A 14,150-nucleotide genomic window follows, 5' to 3' on the forward strand; every position below is an offset into this window, starting at 1 on the left:
GCCAACGTCAGTACTCGAAACGCATACATATGCCAATAGTTGACGTTCCGTATTTTCACCCACCGATCACGGACAATATTTCGGATCTATCGGCCGGATAATAATGGCAGCATATATAGATTCGATTACGAGACGAGCAGCCACGATCACGGGACGGCGTCGAGTACAGTTTCATCCTCCGGGCTCGATATCGCCGTATAGCGGTCTATAGATCGCGTTGGGGCGGTTTTCAGTGCTCGAGCGACGATCAACTGGGAGAAACAGCAACGAACGCGAGCACAGCGGATTCGAACCCACAGCGGCGTCAAACGAGTAACTCCTCGCTGTTCTCGAGGGCGTACAGCGTGCGAGCGGCGACGTTCACCGCGTGGTCGCCGACCCGCTCGAGGTCGCGAACGATGACGAACGTCCGCGAGACGTCGGAGATCACGTCCGCTATCGGCGAATCGACGAGATCGTGACGGATGTCCCGACCCCTGTTCGAGTTGGGGTCCGGCGCGCGTAACTCGATGAGCGTCCGGACGACGCGCTCGGCGACGGTAGCACAGCGGGCATCGAGTTCGTCGTCGCGGTCGGCGATCGCAAAACAGGCGTCGGCGTCGTCCGTGCCGAACGCCTCGACCGCGCGCTCGACCTGCTCGAGGGCGAGCGCGGCGATCCGCTCGAAATCGACGTCGGGAATCGGCGGCGACGCGTCCGTCGAGGACAGGGTGTACTCGGCCAGATTGACGGCGAGATCGCCGACCCGCTCGAGGTCGGTGGCGATCTTGAACGCGGCGACGACGACTCGGAGATCACCGGCGACGGGTTGGTACAGCGCCAGCAGGTCGAGACACTCGCGCTCGACCTCGAGGTACCGGTCGTTGACGCTGCTGTCGTCCGTGATCACTTCGCCGGCGAGTGCTCGATCGTCGGTAAACAACGCCGTCACGGCGTCGGCGAGCCGGTCACAAACCAGATCCCCCATCGAGACGACCGCGTCGCGAAGCCGCTCGAGGCGCGCTCGATAGTCCTCGCGAGTCATCGGGCCGTCACCCGAACTTGCCGGTGATGTAGTCTTCGACGCGGTCGTGCTCGGGGTTCTCGAAGATCTTGTCGGTGTCGTCGAACTCGACGAGTTCGCCGCCGGTCAGGAAGACCGCCGTCTTGTCCGAGATACGGGCCGCCTGCTGCATGTTGTGCGTGACGATGATAACCGTGTACTCCTCGGCCAGATCCGCGATCAAGTCCTCGATCTTCGAGGTCGCGATCGGATCCAACGCCGAGGCGGGCTCGTCCATGAGAATCACGTCCGGGTCCGGCGCGATCGCCCGCGCGATACACAGCCGCTGTTGCTGCCCGCCCGAGAGGTCCAGCCCGCTCGAGTCGAGTTGATCTTCGACCTCCTCGAGTAAGGCCGCTCGCTCGAGGGCGCTCCGGACCGTCTCGTCGACGTCGACGTCTTTTTCCTGTACGTCCAGTCCGAACGCGACGTTGTCCCGGATCGATTTGGGGAAGGGGTTCGGCGTCTGAAAGACCATGCCGATCTTCCGGCGCAGGGCGACCGGATCGACGTCGTCGTCGTAGACGTTCTTCCCCTCGAATCGCAGTTCGCCATCGACGCGAGCGGCGTCGATGAGGTCGTTCATTCGATTGATCGTGCGCAGGAACGTCGATTTCCCGCAGCCCGACGGCCCGATGAGCGCCGTGACGCCGTTTTCGGGGATCTCGATGTCGACGCCTTGCAGGGCCTGAACGTCGTCGTAGAAGACATCGATATCCCGCGCCTCGATCACCGTCTCAGTGTCTGCCGGCAGGGAGCCCCTGTCGACATCGAACGAGTCGTCGAGTAGCGAGTCGTTCGTCGTGTCGGCTCCCGTAGTCGGTTCGGAGACGGTCGTTGCGCTGCCGTCCGTTCGCTGCTCGTCGCCGTCGTCGGCGTTTCGAATGTCGTTTCGAGTCATCTTAGTTATCTTTCTGGTACTTGTTGCGAAGCAGGATCGCGGTGCCGTTCATCATCAGCAAGACGATGAGCAACACGAGGACGCCGGCCGCGAGAACGCCGTGGTAGAAGTCCGGCTTGGCCAACTGCGCCCACGAGTAGAGCTGTCGCGGCATCGCGCTGAACAGCCCGACAAACGAGTTCGGCGAGATCCGGACGACCGCCGCAACGCCGACCATCAACAGCGGTGCCGTTTCGCCGATCGCGCGGCCGAGCGCGAGGATCGTCCCCGTGAGAATTCCGGGCATCGCCCGCGGCAGGACGACGGTCCGGACCGTCTGCCACTTCGTCGCACCCATGCCGTAGGCCGCCTGTCGCTGCGAGTCGGGTACCCCGCGGATCGCCTCCTGTGCGGAGACGATGACGATCGGCAGGATCAGCAGTGCGACCGTCAATCCACCGACGACGACGATTCCCGGACGCAGCCCGCCCGTCTTGACGAACAGCGCCAGGCCGAGCAGTCCGTAGACCACGGACGGCACCCCGGCGAGATTCGCGATGTTGATCTCGATGAGTTCGACGATCGATCCGAGCAGTCCGTTGCTCGGCGCGTACTCCTCGAGGTAGATCGCAGCGCCGACACCGACCGGAAACGCCGCGAGCGCGACGACGATGATCATCATCACCGACCCAACGAGCGCGGGGTAGATGCCTGCCTCCCGCGGTGTCCGACTGTGAGCGGTGGTCAGGAACTCCCAGTCGAGCCAGACGTTCGGGCCGGCGAATCCAGCCGCGTCGACGACGACGGCGCAGACGACCGCGCCGACGGCGAGTGCGACCGGCAGTGCGAGTCCGGAGACGCCCTCGCCCCCTCTGAGAACCCGTTCGACGTAGAGCCCGACGGGAACGCCGACGACCGTCGTCAGAATGAGCCACGTCGTCCAGGAGACGCCCGCAACCGGTCCGGCGACGACGCCGAGCGCGGCCGCGATGACCGTCGCTCCCCCAGCGATCACGCCCGCCCGGTCGCTCCCCCGGACGCGACGGAGGTACCAGCCGACCGCGATCCCGATCGGGACCACGAACGCTCCCAGAAGCGACAGCGGTGCCATCGGGAGGACCGGAAGCGACAGGATCAGTGCACGGAGACTCGGGACGAGCCCGGGGACACCGGCGATCGTGAGTACCAGGACAGCCACGGCGACCGCGGCCCGCTCGAGCGCTCCGGCGTCCCGAGTTCGCTCGTGGACCTCGAGTACGACGTAGGCCACGAGTACCGCGACGACGAGCGCGAGCCACTCGTGTGGGCTGACGATGTGCCTGAAAACGATGCCGACGCCGCCGGCGAGCAGCGTCGCAGCGACGGGCAGTCCAAGGGCCGTGTACGCGACCTCACCTGCCTGTGGTTCGAAGCGGTAGTAGTAGGCCGAGAGGGCGACCCCCGGGACCGCGACGGTCACGACGACCGTCGCCCACCAGGCGGGATCGGCCGTCCTCGGTTCGATCGCGTCGACCGCCACGTAGACCAGAAAGACGAACACGAGGAACAGCGTGAGCACCGTCGCGCCGAGGCAGCCGGCTTTGAACAACAGCCCGCGGAGCTGACTCACCTGTCCGTCCGCGCCGAACCAAGCGCCCGTCGACTCGTCGGTCGTCGCCATCAGCGACGCACCTCCGTCGTGACCGTGACGGTCGCAGTGGGTGGTCGGTTCATTGGTACTCCTCCCGGTACCGAGCGGCGATACGGTTGCTGAGTAGGTTCATGCTGAACGTAATGACAAAGAGTGTCAGCCCGATCGCGAACATCGAGTAGTAGCCGGCGGTTCCGCCCGACAGGTCCGTCGTCACCGCCTGCACCATGGCAGCGGTCATCGTCTGCCCAGAATTGAGGAGGTTCGCGAACGGTTCGGACGGGTTGAACATTCGGCCCTGACTGCCGCCGGCGACCACGACGATCATCGTCTCGCCGATCGCCCGCGAGAGCGCCAGGATGTACGAGGAGAAGATCCCCGAAATCGACGCCGGGATGACGATCTTCGTCGAGACCTCGAATTTCGTGGCTCCGAGCCCGTATCCTGCCTGCCGTAGCGAGTCCGGCACCGCGCTCATCGCGTCCTCGCTGATCGAGGACACCATCGGAATGATCATGATCCCGACCATGACCGACGCCGACAGCAGGTTAAACAGGCTCAGGTCGAGCCCCAGCCGCTGGAGCCACGGCGTCAGGTACACCAGCGCGAAAAAGCCGTACACGACGGTCGGAATTCCCGCGAGGATCTCGAGGGCCGGTTTCAGCACTGATCGCATCCGATCGCTCGCGTACTCGCTCAGATAGACCGCGGCCGCCGTGCCGACCGGGATCGCGACGAGCGCCGAGACGATCGTCACGATGAGCGTGGCAGACACCAGCGGCAGGATACCGAGAATCGGGTTGTCGCTCCGCAGGACCCACTCCGTTCCGGTGAAGAAGTCGAGGGGATCGACGCGTCGAAAGAACTCGACGGCGTCGATCGCCAGCGTGGCGACGATGCTGATCGTCACGAAGACAGTCAGCGCCGCACAGCAGAACAACAAGCCGTGGTACAACCGCTCCTTTGCAATTCGTCCGTTTGCCGATCGTGTGAGATCGGCTTCCATTGATGTGTCACTCATTTTCTATCCGGTTTCCTCCGAAAAATCGATCGGCGTCCGCGTTACTCGCCCGCTGCGTCCTCGAGCGCGCTCATGTTCTCGTCGACCATGTCCTGGTTCGACGGGACGTAGCCGACGTCGTCGGCGATCCAGTCGGCGTTCGAGTTCTCGAGGTAGAAGTTCACGAACTCGTAGACCGGCTCGCGCTCCAGCGCGCCCTCGGCGGGGTAGATGAACAGCGGTCGGGCCAGCGGATACGTTCCCTCGCTGGCCGCCTGCAGACTCGGGGCGGCGGGTTCGTCGTCGTCGCTCTCTGCGATCTCGAGGGCCTTGACGCGGTCCTCGTTTTCGCTGTAGTAGGCGTAGCCGAAGTACCCCATCGCGTACGGGCTGTTCTCGAGGCCCTGAATGATCGTGTTGTCGTCCTCGGTACCCTCGTACTCGGTCCGGTGACCGCCGCCGTTGATGTTCTCGCTGAACCAGTCGTAGGTCCCTGAGGTCGTGTCGGGGCCGTAGAGCTCGAGTTCTTCGTCGGGCCAGTCGGAATTGATGTCGGACCACGTGGTGGCGCTGTCGTCGCCCCAGATCTGGGCCAGTTCGTCGAAGGTCATGCTATCGACCCAGTCGTTATCGGGGCTGACGGCCACCGTGAGCGCGTCGCCCGCGATATGCATCTCGATCGGTGAGACGTCGTTCTCGGCACAGTGGTTTTGCTCCTCCTCCTTGATCTTCCGGGATGCGCCGTTGATGTCGGCGTCACCGGGACAGAAGTGGTTCTCGAAGCCGCCACCGCTGCCGGTCGGGTCGACCGTGACGTTGACCTTCGGGTTCTCCTCCATGAACCGCTCGGCCATCGCGTCGGAGATGGGGAACACCGTGCTCGACCCCTTGACGATGACCTCCCCCGAGAGCTCGCCGTCGCCGTTCCCGCTGCTCGTGTCGCTGCACCCTGCGATCGCGGCCGTACCGGCAGCACCGGTTGCGGCGATGAATTTCCGTCGCGATACTGCGTCGCGTCCGAACTGGTTATCTGCCATCACGTGGTCAATTCGAGAGGGTATAAAAATACGATGCTATGAGCCGTATATATCGATCAGTGGCCACATATTCCTATATAGAACAATTACTGTCTCTGGAAAATCGTCTTTCGCGTCCGATTTCGCCGGTTTGAGGGGAATCGAGTGACGGCGCTCGCGGATGACTATTTCACGTCGTTCCGGCCAGTTCGACTCGCGACAGCCATCCCGCGCTCCGCATCCGACGACTGTGACGTTGACTCGTCGATCGCTGTCACGCCTCGAGTCGGACGTGACACTGGCCGTTCGAACCCGGTTTCGCGGCAATTCCGGTGACTCGAGTTCGGGGTGCGTACAGGGTCGGTCGGTGACTAGAGGGCGGGAATCGGCGATCGATACTATGACGGTGTGTTGTTACTCCACAACCACACTGCTATATAGGTCTATAGTATAGAACATCGACGACGGTATTGCTACGTATTTCTCTATTCCAAAATCGGCCAGAACCGACCACTGAACGGCGACTATACCCGTATATCGGCGGTGCTCTATAGATGCACATATATTTATATTCGGGCGGTCGAAACCCCCGCAACATGGAGACGCGCAAGGTCCAGGTGACCGGCGGATCGACGTACACCGTCTCGCTACCGAAGACGTGGGCGACCGAAAACGACGTCAGTGCCGGGACGACCGTCGAGTTCTACCCGGAAGACGACGCGCTCTTGCTCACGCCGCGGAACGAAACCGACCGGCAGGAAGGCACCCTCGACATCTCGAGTCTCGAGGGCGAGCGCCTGACCCGGGCGGTGATGACGATGTACGTCAGCGGCTTCGACATCATCAGGCTCGAGGCGGGCCGGATCACGACGGACCAGCGTCGAGCGATCCGCGACGCGACGCAGGGACTGGTCGGCGTCGAAGTCCTCGAGGAGACGACCGACAGCGTGGTCATTCAGGACCTGCTCGACTCCTCCGAACTCTCGATCGTCAACGCCGTGACACGCATGCGCTTGATCGCTCAATCGATGCTCGAGGACGCCGTCCGGGCGCTGATCGAGGACGACGACGACATCGCTCATGACGTGATCGAGCGCGACGACGACGTCGACCGGCTCTGGCTGGTCGTTTCGCGAATCTTTCGCGCCACCCTCCGATCGCCCCGCGCTGCCGAGGAACTCGGGGTGCCCCGCGAGGACTGCTTCGACTTTCACTCGAGCGCTCGGCAACTCGAGCGTGTGGCCGACCACGCGGCCAAGATCAGCAACATCGCGCTCAAACTCGGCGAGATCCCCGAACCCGTCGCGGAGGGGCTCGAGGAACTGCAGGCCGACGCCTCGACGGTCCTCGAGAAGTCGATGGACGCGCTGTTCGCCGACGATGCGGGCGAGGCGAATCAACTTGGCCACGACGCCCGGGAGAACGTCCTCGAGATTGACGAGCACACGCGCCAGATCGACGACATGCTTCGGGACCTCGAGCCGGTCCAGGCCCAGTCGCTGGGACTGATCGTCGACTCGCTGTCCAGAAGCGCCGACTACGGCGGGAACATCGCCGAGACGGCGCTGCAGAAGGCGGCACCGCGACCCTGAGCGATCGCTCTGCGTACCGGAGGGGTTTTATGCCGATAGCGGTGAGTGGGAGGTAGACGGCACGGTCAGACAGTTACCTTTCAGCACGCGTGGTTTCCACGGGTGTTCACCTGACTGACCTACCCCGTCTTTCCAACAACCCTGAGCGGTCGCTATGGCGGTCTTCTGTGTCCTGTTGCTATCGTCCGGTAGCGGCGCAGATGCGCAGTTTGAGTCCGGTACCCGGCGCTTGTCCTCGAGGGTGCTCTGTATACTGACGGTATGTTCTTACTCGCTGGAAAGAGGGAACGAAACGAGGCAGAGCGTTCTGCTCAGGCTGGCAACACGGAATCACCACGCCCTCCCCAACCGATTCGCTCAGTCACGTCGTTCCCTCGCTCATCCCTCGCACGGGTTCGACCACGGTTCGTCAATGACTCACCGTGGTCCAGCGCGCGCCACCGCAGTATCGGCTGCCCACTTCGGAACGAGTCGACGATTTCAGTCCTTTATACGTGATTCAGGGAACGAACGCCTCGAGCGATCCCCCGCCCGGTTCACTTTCACCCTCCTCCGGGAACGCTTTTTATGCCCCAACTCGAAAGGCAAGTGATGGAACTCGACGATCATGCCGAGGATCTCGCCTCCGACCTCGGTGTTGACAAAGAGGAGGTCAAAGACGACCTGCAGAACTTGGTGGAGTACAGCGTCCCGGTCGACGAGGCCAAACAGAGCCTCCGACGGAAGTACGGCGACGATTCCGGCGGCGGTGGCGGGACACCGTCGGCGAAGGACATCGCCGAAATCACGCCCGACGACGGGTCGGTTACCGTCACGGGCGTCGTCCTGACGGCCGGCGAGCGGTCGATCCGCTATCAGGGCTCCGATCACGTCATCGTGGAGGGCCGGCTGGCCGACGAGACCGGCGTCATCGACTACACGGCGTGGGAGGACTTCGGCCTCGAGCCCGGCGACACGATCACCGCGGGCAACGCGGGCGTCCGCGAGTGGGACGGCGAACCCGAACTCAACCTCGGCGAGAGCACCTCGCTGTCGTTCGACGACGACTCGCTCGAGGTGCCGTACGAAATCGGCGGCGACGCCCAACTGGCCGATCTCCAGACCGGCGATCGCGCGGTCACCATCGAGGTCTCGGTCCTCGAGTGCGAGCGCAAGACGATCGACGGCCGCGACGGCGAAACGGACATCCTGAGCGGCGTCTTCGGCGACGAGAGCGGTCGGCTCCCCTTCACGAACTGGGACCCCGCTCCGGAGATCGAAGACGGCGGCTCGGTCCGCATCGAGAACGCCTACGTCCAGGAGTTCCGCGGGGTGCCCGAGGTCAACGTCTCGGAGTTCTCGACGGTCAGCGCGCTCGATCGGGAGATCGACGTCGGCAGTAACACCTCGACGATGGACGTCGGCGACGCCGTCGGCACCGGCGGCATCTACGACGTGGAAGTCGTCGGCAACCTACTGGCGGTCCGGGACGGCTCCGGACTCATCCAGCGCTGTCCGGAGTGCTACCGCGTCATCCAGAAGGGCCAGTGCCGGACCCACGGCGACGTCGACGGGATCGACGACATGCGCGTCAAGGGGATCCTCGACGACGGCACCGGGACCGTCACCGTCGTCCTCGACGACGAACTCACCGAGCGCGTCTACGGCGGCACCTTAGAGGACGCCTTAGAGCAGGCCCGCGAGGCGATGGATCAGGAAGTCGTCGCGGATCGCATCCGCGAGCGCATCGTCGGTCGCGAGTACCGCGTGCGCGGTCACCTCTCGGTCGACGAGTACGGTGCGAACCTCGATGCCGAAATCTTCGAGGAGAGCGACGACGATCCGGCCGCCCGTGCGACGGCCTTCTTAGAGGAGGTGGACGCATGAGCGCGAACGGCGACGGAAACGGTGACGGCGACGACGAGGTGCCGGGGCGAGAACTCGCCTACCGGCTCTTCGCGGCGGAGTACGACGACGCCTCGCTCTCCTACGCCGAGAGCGACGAGGAACGAGCCCCGAACTACGTGATCACGCCGACCGGCGCGCGGCTCAACCGGGTCTTCGCCGTCGGGACGCTGACCGAAGTCACGTCGGTCAACGACGAGATGGTCCGCGCCCGCGTCGTCGACCCGACCGGCGCGTTCGTCGTCTACGCCGGCCAGTACCAACCCGACGAACTCGCCTTCTTAGAGCAGGCCGAACCGCCGGCCTTCGTCGCGGTGACGGGCAAGGCCCGGACGTTCCAGCCCGACGACTCGGACCAGGTCTACACCTCGATCCGTCCGGAAAGCATCGCGACGGTCGACGCCGACACCCGGGATCGCTGGGTCGTCAGCGCGGCTGAGCAAACCCTCGAGCGGATCGGCACCGTCGCGGGAGCCACCGAACTCGGTGTGACTGACGAGGCGCTGACCGACGCCCTGCTCGAGGCCGGCGTCGAATCCGGTCTGGCGGCGGGGATTCCGCTCGCACAAGACCACTACGGGACGACGCCGTCGTACCTCGCAGCGCTGCGCGAGTGCGCGATCGAGGCGGTCGAAGTCGTCGCCGGCGAGCGCGATCAGGTGGGCGGACTCGATATCGCGCCCGACGCGACGAGCCCCGACTACGACGCGTCCGTCGCGTCACTCGCCGATCTCGAGGGCGTCGATACCGAGGCGCTCGAGGCCGGTGCCGAGTCCGAAGCGGAACCGGAGCCCGTCGCAGCGGCGGCCGGCGGGAGCGGGGCGGCAACCGATCCGGAGGACGCACACTCCGGCTCCGCGGCCGGAACGGCGACGAGCGCCGGGACGGACGCCGCCGAGAGCGCCGACATCGACGCTGACCTCGAGAGCGAACCGACCGCGGCCGAGTCCGAGAACGACACGGCCGAGGGCGACCTCGGCACGGACGCGAGTGGTGTCACCGACTCGGAGTCCGAATCCGAGACCGCCGAGACGGCGACCGGTGGCTCGGCGAGCGCCGACGAAACGGAACCCGTCGATCTCGAATCCGATACCGAGACCGAAACGACGGACGACGCCGTCGACGAGCCCGCTGTCGAGGACCCGGCATCCGACGACGCTGACGACGCCGACGACGATCTCGGCGACTTCGACGCCGGCGACGTCGACGACAGCATGTACGAGATGGACGAAGCGGAGCGCGAACAGCTCGAGGAGGAGTTCGGCGCGGAGTTCACGACCGGCAGCGAGGTCGACGACCCCGGCGAGGCCGGCATCGACGTTCCCGAGCCGGAGGATGTCGAGACCGGCGACGAGTCCGAATCGGACGACGCCACGGGCGACGCTGAGACGGCGGCCGAGCCGGCGGAGGGCGATACCGCCGCCACCGAATCGACCGAGCCCGACGACGACCTCGGTGCACCGCCGGAATCCGGGCTCGAGGCCGACGAGACCGACGAACCGGACGCCGAGTCCGAATCCGAAGCCGACGAGGAGCCCGAAGCCGACGCTGACGGCAACGACGAACCGGCCGCGGACGTCGACCTTGAGGACTACGTCGTCGAGACCATGGAGGAACTCGACGACGGCGACGGTGCCGATCGGACGGCGCTGATCGAAGCGGTCGCCGACGACACCGGTGTGTCCGCCGCCGAGGTCGAAGACGCGATCCAGGACGCCCTGATGGGCGGCCAGTGTTACGAGCCCGACGACGAGACGCTGAAAGCGATCTGATCGGGCGACGATGCGAGACGATCCCCGTTCCCGCCCCAACGCGGCCGAATCCGGATCGCGGCCGCCTCGAGTCGAACCCGTTCCCGGCGAACCGGCCGCGACCGCCGCGGTCGGCAGCGAGCGCGCGCTGTTCGTCGCCGACTACCACGCCGGCTACGAGGCGGGACTGCGCTACGAGCGCGGCGTCGACGTTCCCAGTCGGGCACCCGACCGCCGGGAGCGCCTGCTGTCCCTGCTCGAGCGCACCGATCCCGATCGGCTGGTCGTCTGCGGCGATCTGATGCACTCGATCGGGGACCCCGGCGGGGCCGAACGCGGCGAACTCGAGGTGCTGTTCGAATCCTTCGGAGCCGATCTCGCGGTTACCGTCGTCAAGGGCAACCACGACGGCCGGATCGAAACGTGGCTGGCGGACGGCGACGATATCGGGGCGACGGTCGACGTCGTCCCCGGCGAAGGCGTTGCCCTCGGCGATATCGGCGTCTGTCACGGCCACACGTGGCCGTCGCGGGCCGCCCTCGAGAGCGACGTGCTCTGTCTGGGCCACGAACACCCCTGCGTGCGACTCGAGGACGAGGTCGGCGGCAGTCGCGTCGAGCGCGCGTGGCTGCGCGGCCGCCTCGATCCCGAGCCGTTTCGCGACCGCCCCGAGTACGAGGGGGTCTCGTGGCTCGAGGATGCGGACGAATCGCCCCCGCGCGTGGTCGTGATACCGGCGTTCAACGACCTCGTCGGCGGGACGTGGATCAACGTGACCGGGCAGTCGTTTCTCTCGCCGTTTCTCCCCGCAGGGCTGGCCGAGGGCGAGGCCTACCTGTTGGACGGGACGCGGCTCGGCCCGTACGGAACGGTCTAACGGGCCCGCGATCGGCTCCGACACCGAGTCTGGCCGTCACTTCTCGGACAGTTGAACCGCCGTGCGATGAGAATGGGGTACAGTTTCGCGGCTCCGGTCGAACGGGGCCGTGTCCGCCGCGTTCGGCTACCGCCGCTCGGTCGTCGACCTGATCTCGTCGCCCTCGCGCCACTGGTAATAGTAGTACTCGGTGCCGCCGATCTCTGTCACCGAGACGGTCGCTCGCTCTGGGACGCCGTCGGGGTAGGTCTCCGGATCGGCCGCTGCCGTCGCCTCTCCTTCCTCCCGGCGTGACTTCCACGACGCCAACTCCTCGAGATAGCTACTCGCCGCGCGGAGCGTCGCCGGTTCTCGCGTCGCGAGTTCTCGTAGCGCCTCGCGACCCGTGCGATCGAGTTCCGTCGGCGCGCTCGGCCGCTCGTCTCCGCTCATGTCTCCCGGTGGTGGGCTGAGGACCGTAAACTATCGCCTTTCCGTTTGGAACTCGTCGACCGACTCGAGACCGACTCGCCGCCTCAATCAGATGGCTGTTGACGCACCTCGTATTGAGTCCTAGTATTCATTAGTACGCCAACCACGTGTAGATTTATATACCGGAACGAGGTCGACACTGATGACAATGGCCTCACAGACACACCGCCACGACACTCGGCTCGAGCCGATCCCCCGCGACCTCGAGTCAGCCAGCGCGAAACTCGTCTATCTCTATCTCGAGGCGGCCGACGGCGCGACGATCGACGAACTGGGGGAGATACTGGCGATGAAGAAGATCGACATTCTGAGCGTGCTGAACTCGCTCTCGAGTGCCGGCTACGTCGAGCAGGCAGGCTCGGAGTACGTCGTCGCGAACTAATCCCGAGACGCGGGCGGAGCCGACGAGTGGTCGCTGTTCTCACGACGGTGTCGACGAAAACGGAATCGGCCGCAGTGAGCCACGGCAGTCACAGAATCGTCGCCGGTGTGTCGATCGCGGCGGAGTTAGACGCGGTGAAAGCGGGAGTCGCCTCAGAAGGTCTCGAGGTAGCGGTCGAGTTCCCAGTCGGAGACGTCGACGAGGTAGTCCTCGAACTCCTGACTCTTGGCCTCGACGAACTTCGGCCCGACGTGCTCGCCGAGCGCGCTGTAGATGACTTCGTCCTCCTCGAGGGCCTCGACGGCCTCGCCGAGGTTCGTCGGCAGCGTGTCGATGCCGTACTCTTCGCGTTTCTCCTCGTCGAACTCGTAGATGTTCTCCCGGACCGGATCCGGACAGTCGAGGTCGCGCTCGACCCCGTCGAGACCCGCGTGGATGAGCGCTGCGAGCGCGAGGTAGGGGTTACAGGACGGGTCGGGGAAGCGGGCCTCGATGCGCGAGGCGGCCGGGACGCGGGCGGCCGGTTTGCGGATCAGCGCCGAGCGGTTGCGGTCGGACCACGCGACGTAGACGGGTGCCTCGTAGCCGGGCACCAGTCGCTTGTAGCTGTTGACGGTGGGGTTCGAGATCGCCGTGATCGCCGGCGCGTGCTCGAGGATCCCGGCGATGAAGGAGTGGGCCGTCTCCGAGAGGTCGAACTCGTCGTCCTCGTCGTGGAACGCGTTCTCGCCGTCCTCGAACAGCGAGAGGTGCGTGTGCATCCCCGAGCCGTTGATGCGCGGGATCGGCTTCGGCATGAACGTCGCGTGCTGGTCGTGCTGGGCGGCGATGGCGCGGACGACAGTCCGGAACGTGGCGACGTTGTCCGCCGTCGTCAGGGCGTCGTCGTACTCGAAGTTGATCTCGTGTTGGCCCTTGGCGACCTCGTGGTGGCTCGCTTCGATCTCGAAGCCCATGTCCTCGAGGCCGTAGATGATGTCGCGGCGGACGTCGCTCGCGAGGTCTTTCGGAGCGAGGTCGAAGTAGCCGCCGTGGTCGCCCGTCTCCGTCGTCGCGCGGCCGTCCTCGTCCTCCTCGAAGAGGAAGAACTCCGGTTCGGGCGCGGCGTTGACCGTGTAGCCGAGGTCGTCGGCGCGCTCGAGTGCGTTCTTGAGCACGCGGCGCGGGTCGCCCTCGAAGGGCTCGCCCGTGGAGGTGTCGATGACGTCACAGATCATTCGGGCCGATGCGCCGTCCTCGCGGTCCTGCCACGGGAGAATCGCGAACGTGTCCGGGTCGGGCTTGAGCCGCATGTCCGACTCCTGAATGCGAACGAAGCCTTCGATCGAGGAGCCGTCGAAGTAGATTCCCTCGGTGAACGCCTTCTCGGCCTGTCGGGCCGGCACGGAGACGTTCTTGACCGTCCCGAGAATGTCGGTGAACTGCAGTCGGAGGAAGTCGATGTTCTCCTCCTCGATCTCGTCCAGTACGTCCTCTTCCGCGGCGGTTAAGTTTCCGTTCGTCATCTTCTGCTCGCCTAAGCCAATGGATTCTACTATTAAAGTTCTATTGTTGTTGGCGAATATCCGCAAATGGAGATAAAAATGGGCGTTTGTAGTTTATAATATGGAATATTCGGAGTGAGG

At 65.0% G+C, this 14,150-nt stretch carries 12 protein-coding genes; 5 read left to right on the forward strand and 7 right to left on the reverse strand.

The window, feature by feature from the left end:
* Nucleotides 1-304 precede the first annotated feature (304 nt).
* From ACT4ML_RS00410 to ACT4ML_RS00430, 5 genes are read right to left on the reverse strand one after another with little or no spacing between them, the layout of a single operon-like run.
* Nucleotides 305-1,024 (reverse strand): phosphate signaling complex PhoU family protein, encoded by a 720-nt coding sequence (locus ACT4ML_RS00410; RefSeq protein WP_444719092.1) that lies wholly within the window; start codon nt 1,022-1,024, stop codon nt 305-307.
* Nucleotides 1,025-1,031: 7 nt separating this feature from the next.
* Nucleotides 1,032-1,943 (reverse strand): phosphate ABC transporter ATP-binding protein PstB, encoded by a 912-nt coding sequence (pstB, locus tag ACT4ML_RS00415; RefSeq protein ID WP_444719093.1) that lies wholly within the window; start codon nt 1,941-1,943, stop codon nt 1,032-1,034.
* Nucleotide 1,944: 1 nt separating this feature from the next.
* Nucleotides 1,945-3,582 (reverse strand): phosphate ABC transporter permease PstA, encoded by a 1,638-nt coding sequence (pstA, locus tag ACT4ML_RS00420; protein ID WP_444719094.1) that lies wholly within the window; start codon nt 3,580-3,582, stop codon nt 1,945-1,947.
* Nucleotides 3,583-3,631: 49 nt separating this feature from the next.
* On the reverse strand, nt 3,632-4,573 hold the full coding sequence (gene pstC, locus ACT4ML_RS00425; RefSeq protein ID WP_444719095.1) for a phosphate ABC transporter permease subunit PstC: 942 nt from the start codon (nt 4,571-4,573) through the stop codon (nt 3,632-3,634).
* Between the two features lie 41 nt (nt 4,574-4,614).
* Nucleotides 4,615-5,589 (reverse strand): PstS family phosphate ABC transporter substrate-binding protein, encoded by a 975-nt coding sequence (locus ACT4ML_RS00430; protein WP_444719096.1) that lies wholly within the window; start codon nt 5,587-5,589, stop codon nt 4,615-4,617.
* 575 nt (nt 5,590-6,164) lie between these two features.
* On the opposite strand from ACT4ML_RS00430, the gene ACT4ML_RS00435 reads away from it, so the two are divergent.
* The 4 genes from ACT4ML_RS00435 to ACT4ML_RS00450 all read left to right on the forward strand — a co-directional run bounded on the left by ACT4ML_RS00435 (nt 6,165) and on the right by ACT4ML_RS00450 (nt 11,672).
* Nucleotides 6,165-7,160, forward strand: coding sequence for a PhoU domain-containing protein (locus ACT4ML_RS00435; protein WP_444719097.1), 996 nt, complete (start codon nt 6,165-6,167; stop codon nt 7,158-7,160).
* 591 nt (nt 7,161-7,751) lie between these two features.
* On the forward strand, nt 7,752-9,026 hold the full coding sequence (locus ACT4ML_RS00440; RefSeq protein WP_444719098.1) for a Single-stranded DNA binding protein: 1,275 nt from the start codon (nt 7,752-7,754) through the stop codon (nt 9,024-9,026).
* Nucleotides 9,023-10,816, forward strand: a complete 1,794-nt coding sequence (locus ACT4ML_RS00445) for a hypothetical protein (protein ID WP_444719099.1) — start codon at nt 9,023-9,025, stop codon at nt 10,814-10,816. Before ACT4ML_RS00440 ends, ACT4ML_RS00445 begins: the two co-directional genes overlap by 4 nt.
* A 10-nt stretch (nt 10,817-10,826) precedes the next feature.
* A complete protein-coding gene (locus ACT4ML_RS00450) occupies nt 10,827-11,672 on the forward strand; it encodes a metallophosphoesterase (protein WP_444719100.1) in 846 nt (281 codons plus the stop codon).
* Nucleotides 11,673-11,798: 126 nt separating this feature from the next.
* Here ACT4ML_RS00450 and ACT4ML_RS00455 read toward each other — a convergent pair whose 3' ends face one another.
* Nucleotides 11,799-12,104 (reverse strand): hypothetical protein, encoded by a 306-nt coding sequence (locus ACT4ML_RS00455; RefSeq protein WP_444719101.1) that lies wholly within the window; start codon nt 12,102-12,104, stop codon nt 11,799-11,801.
* A 187-nt stretch (nt 12,105-12,291) separates the two neighbouring features.
* On the opposite strand from ACT4ML_RS00455, the gene ACT4ML_RS00460 reads away from it, so the two are divergent.
* Nucleotides 12,292-12,525: a MarR family transcriptional regulator gene (locus tag ACT4ML_RS00460; RefSeq protein ID WP_444719102.1), complete on the forward strand. Its 234-nt coding sequence runs from the start codon at nt 12,292-12,294 to the stop codon at nt 12,523-12,525.
* 152 nt (nt 12,526-12,677) lie between these two features.
* On the opposite strand, the gene glnA is transcribed toward ACT4ML_RS00460, so the two are convergent.
* Nucleotides 12,678-14,030, reverse strand: coding sequence for a type I glutamate--ammonia ligase (glnA, locus tag ACT4ML_RS00465; RefSeq protein ID WP_444719103.1), 1,353 nt, complete (start codon nt 14,028-14,030; stop codon nt 12,678-12,680).
* Nucleotides 14,031-14,150 lie beyond the last annotated feature (120 nt).

Origin of the sequence: Natrinema sp. LN54, assembly GCF_052439245.1 — an archaeon.
Classification (GTDB): Archaea; Halobacteriota; Halobacteria; order Halobacteriales; family Natrialbaceae; genus Natrinema; species Natrinema versiforme_A.

Coding starts and splice junctions, on each gene's coding strand:
- ACT4ML_RS00450 (WP_444719100.1), top strand. CDS start 10,827: ATGCGAGACGATCCCCGTTCCCGCCCCAACGCGGCCGAATCCGGATCG.
- ACT4ML_RS00455 (WP_444719101.1), bottom strand. CDS start 12,104: ATGAGCGGAGACGAGCGGCCGAGCGCGCCGACGGAACTCGATCGCACG.
- ACT4ML_RS00430 (WP_444719096.1), bottom strand. CDS start 5,589: ATGGCAGATAACCAGTTCGGACGCGACGCAGTATCGCGACGGAAATTC.
- ACT4ML_RS00410 (WP_444719092.1), bottom strand. CDS start 1,024: ATGACTCGCGAGGACTATCGAGCGCGCCTCGAGCGGCTTCGCGACGCG.
- ACT4ML_RS00440 (WP_444719098.1), top strand. CDS start 7,752: ATGGAACTCGACGATCATGCCGAGGATCTCGCCTCCGACCTCGGTGTT.
- ACT4ML_RS00435 (WP_444719097.1), top strand. CDS start 6,165: ATGGAGACGCGCAAGGTCCAGGTGACCGGCGGATCGACGTACACCGTC.
- glnA (WP_444719103.1), bottom strand. CDS start 14,030: ATGACGAACGGAAACTTAACCGCCGCGGAAGAGGACGTACTGGACGAG.
- ACT4ML_RS00460 (WP_444719102.1), top strand. CDS start 12,292: ATGGCCTCACAGACACACCGCCACGACACTCGGCTCGAGCCGATCCCC.
- pstC (WP_444719095.1), bottom strand. CDS start 4,573: ATGAGTGACACATCAATGGAAGCCGATCTCACACGATCGGCAAACGGA.
- pstB (WP_444719093.1), bottom strand. CDS start 1,943: ATGACTCGAAACGACATTCGAAACGCCGACGACGGCGACGAGCAGCGA.
- ACT4ML_RS00445 (WP_444719099.1), top strand. CDS start 9,023: ATGAGCGCGAACGGCGACGGAAACGGTGACGGCGACGACGAGGTGCCG.
- pstA (WP_444719094.1), bottom strand. CDS start 3,582: ATGGCGACGACCGACGAGTCGACGGGCGCTTGGTTCGGCGCGGACGGA.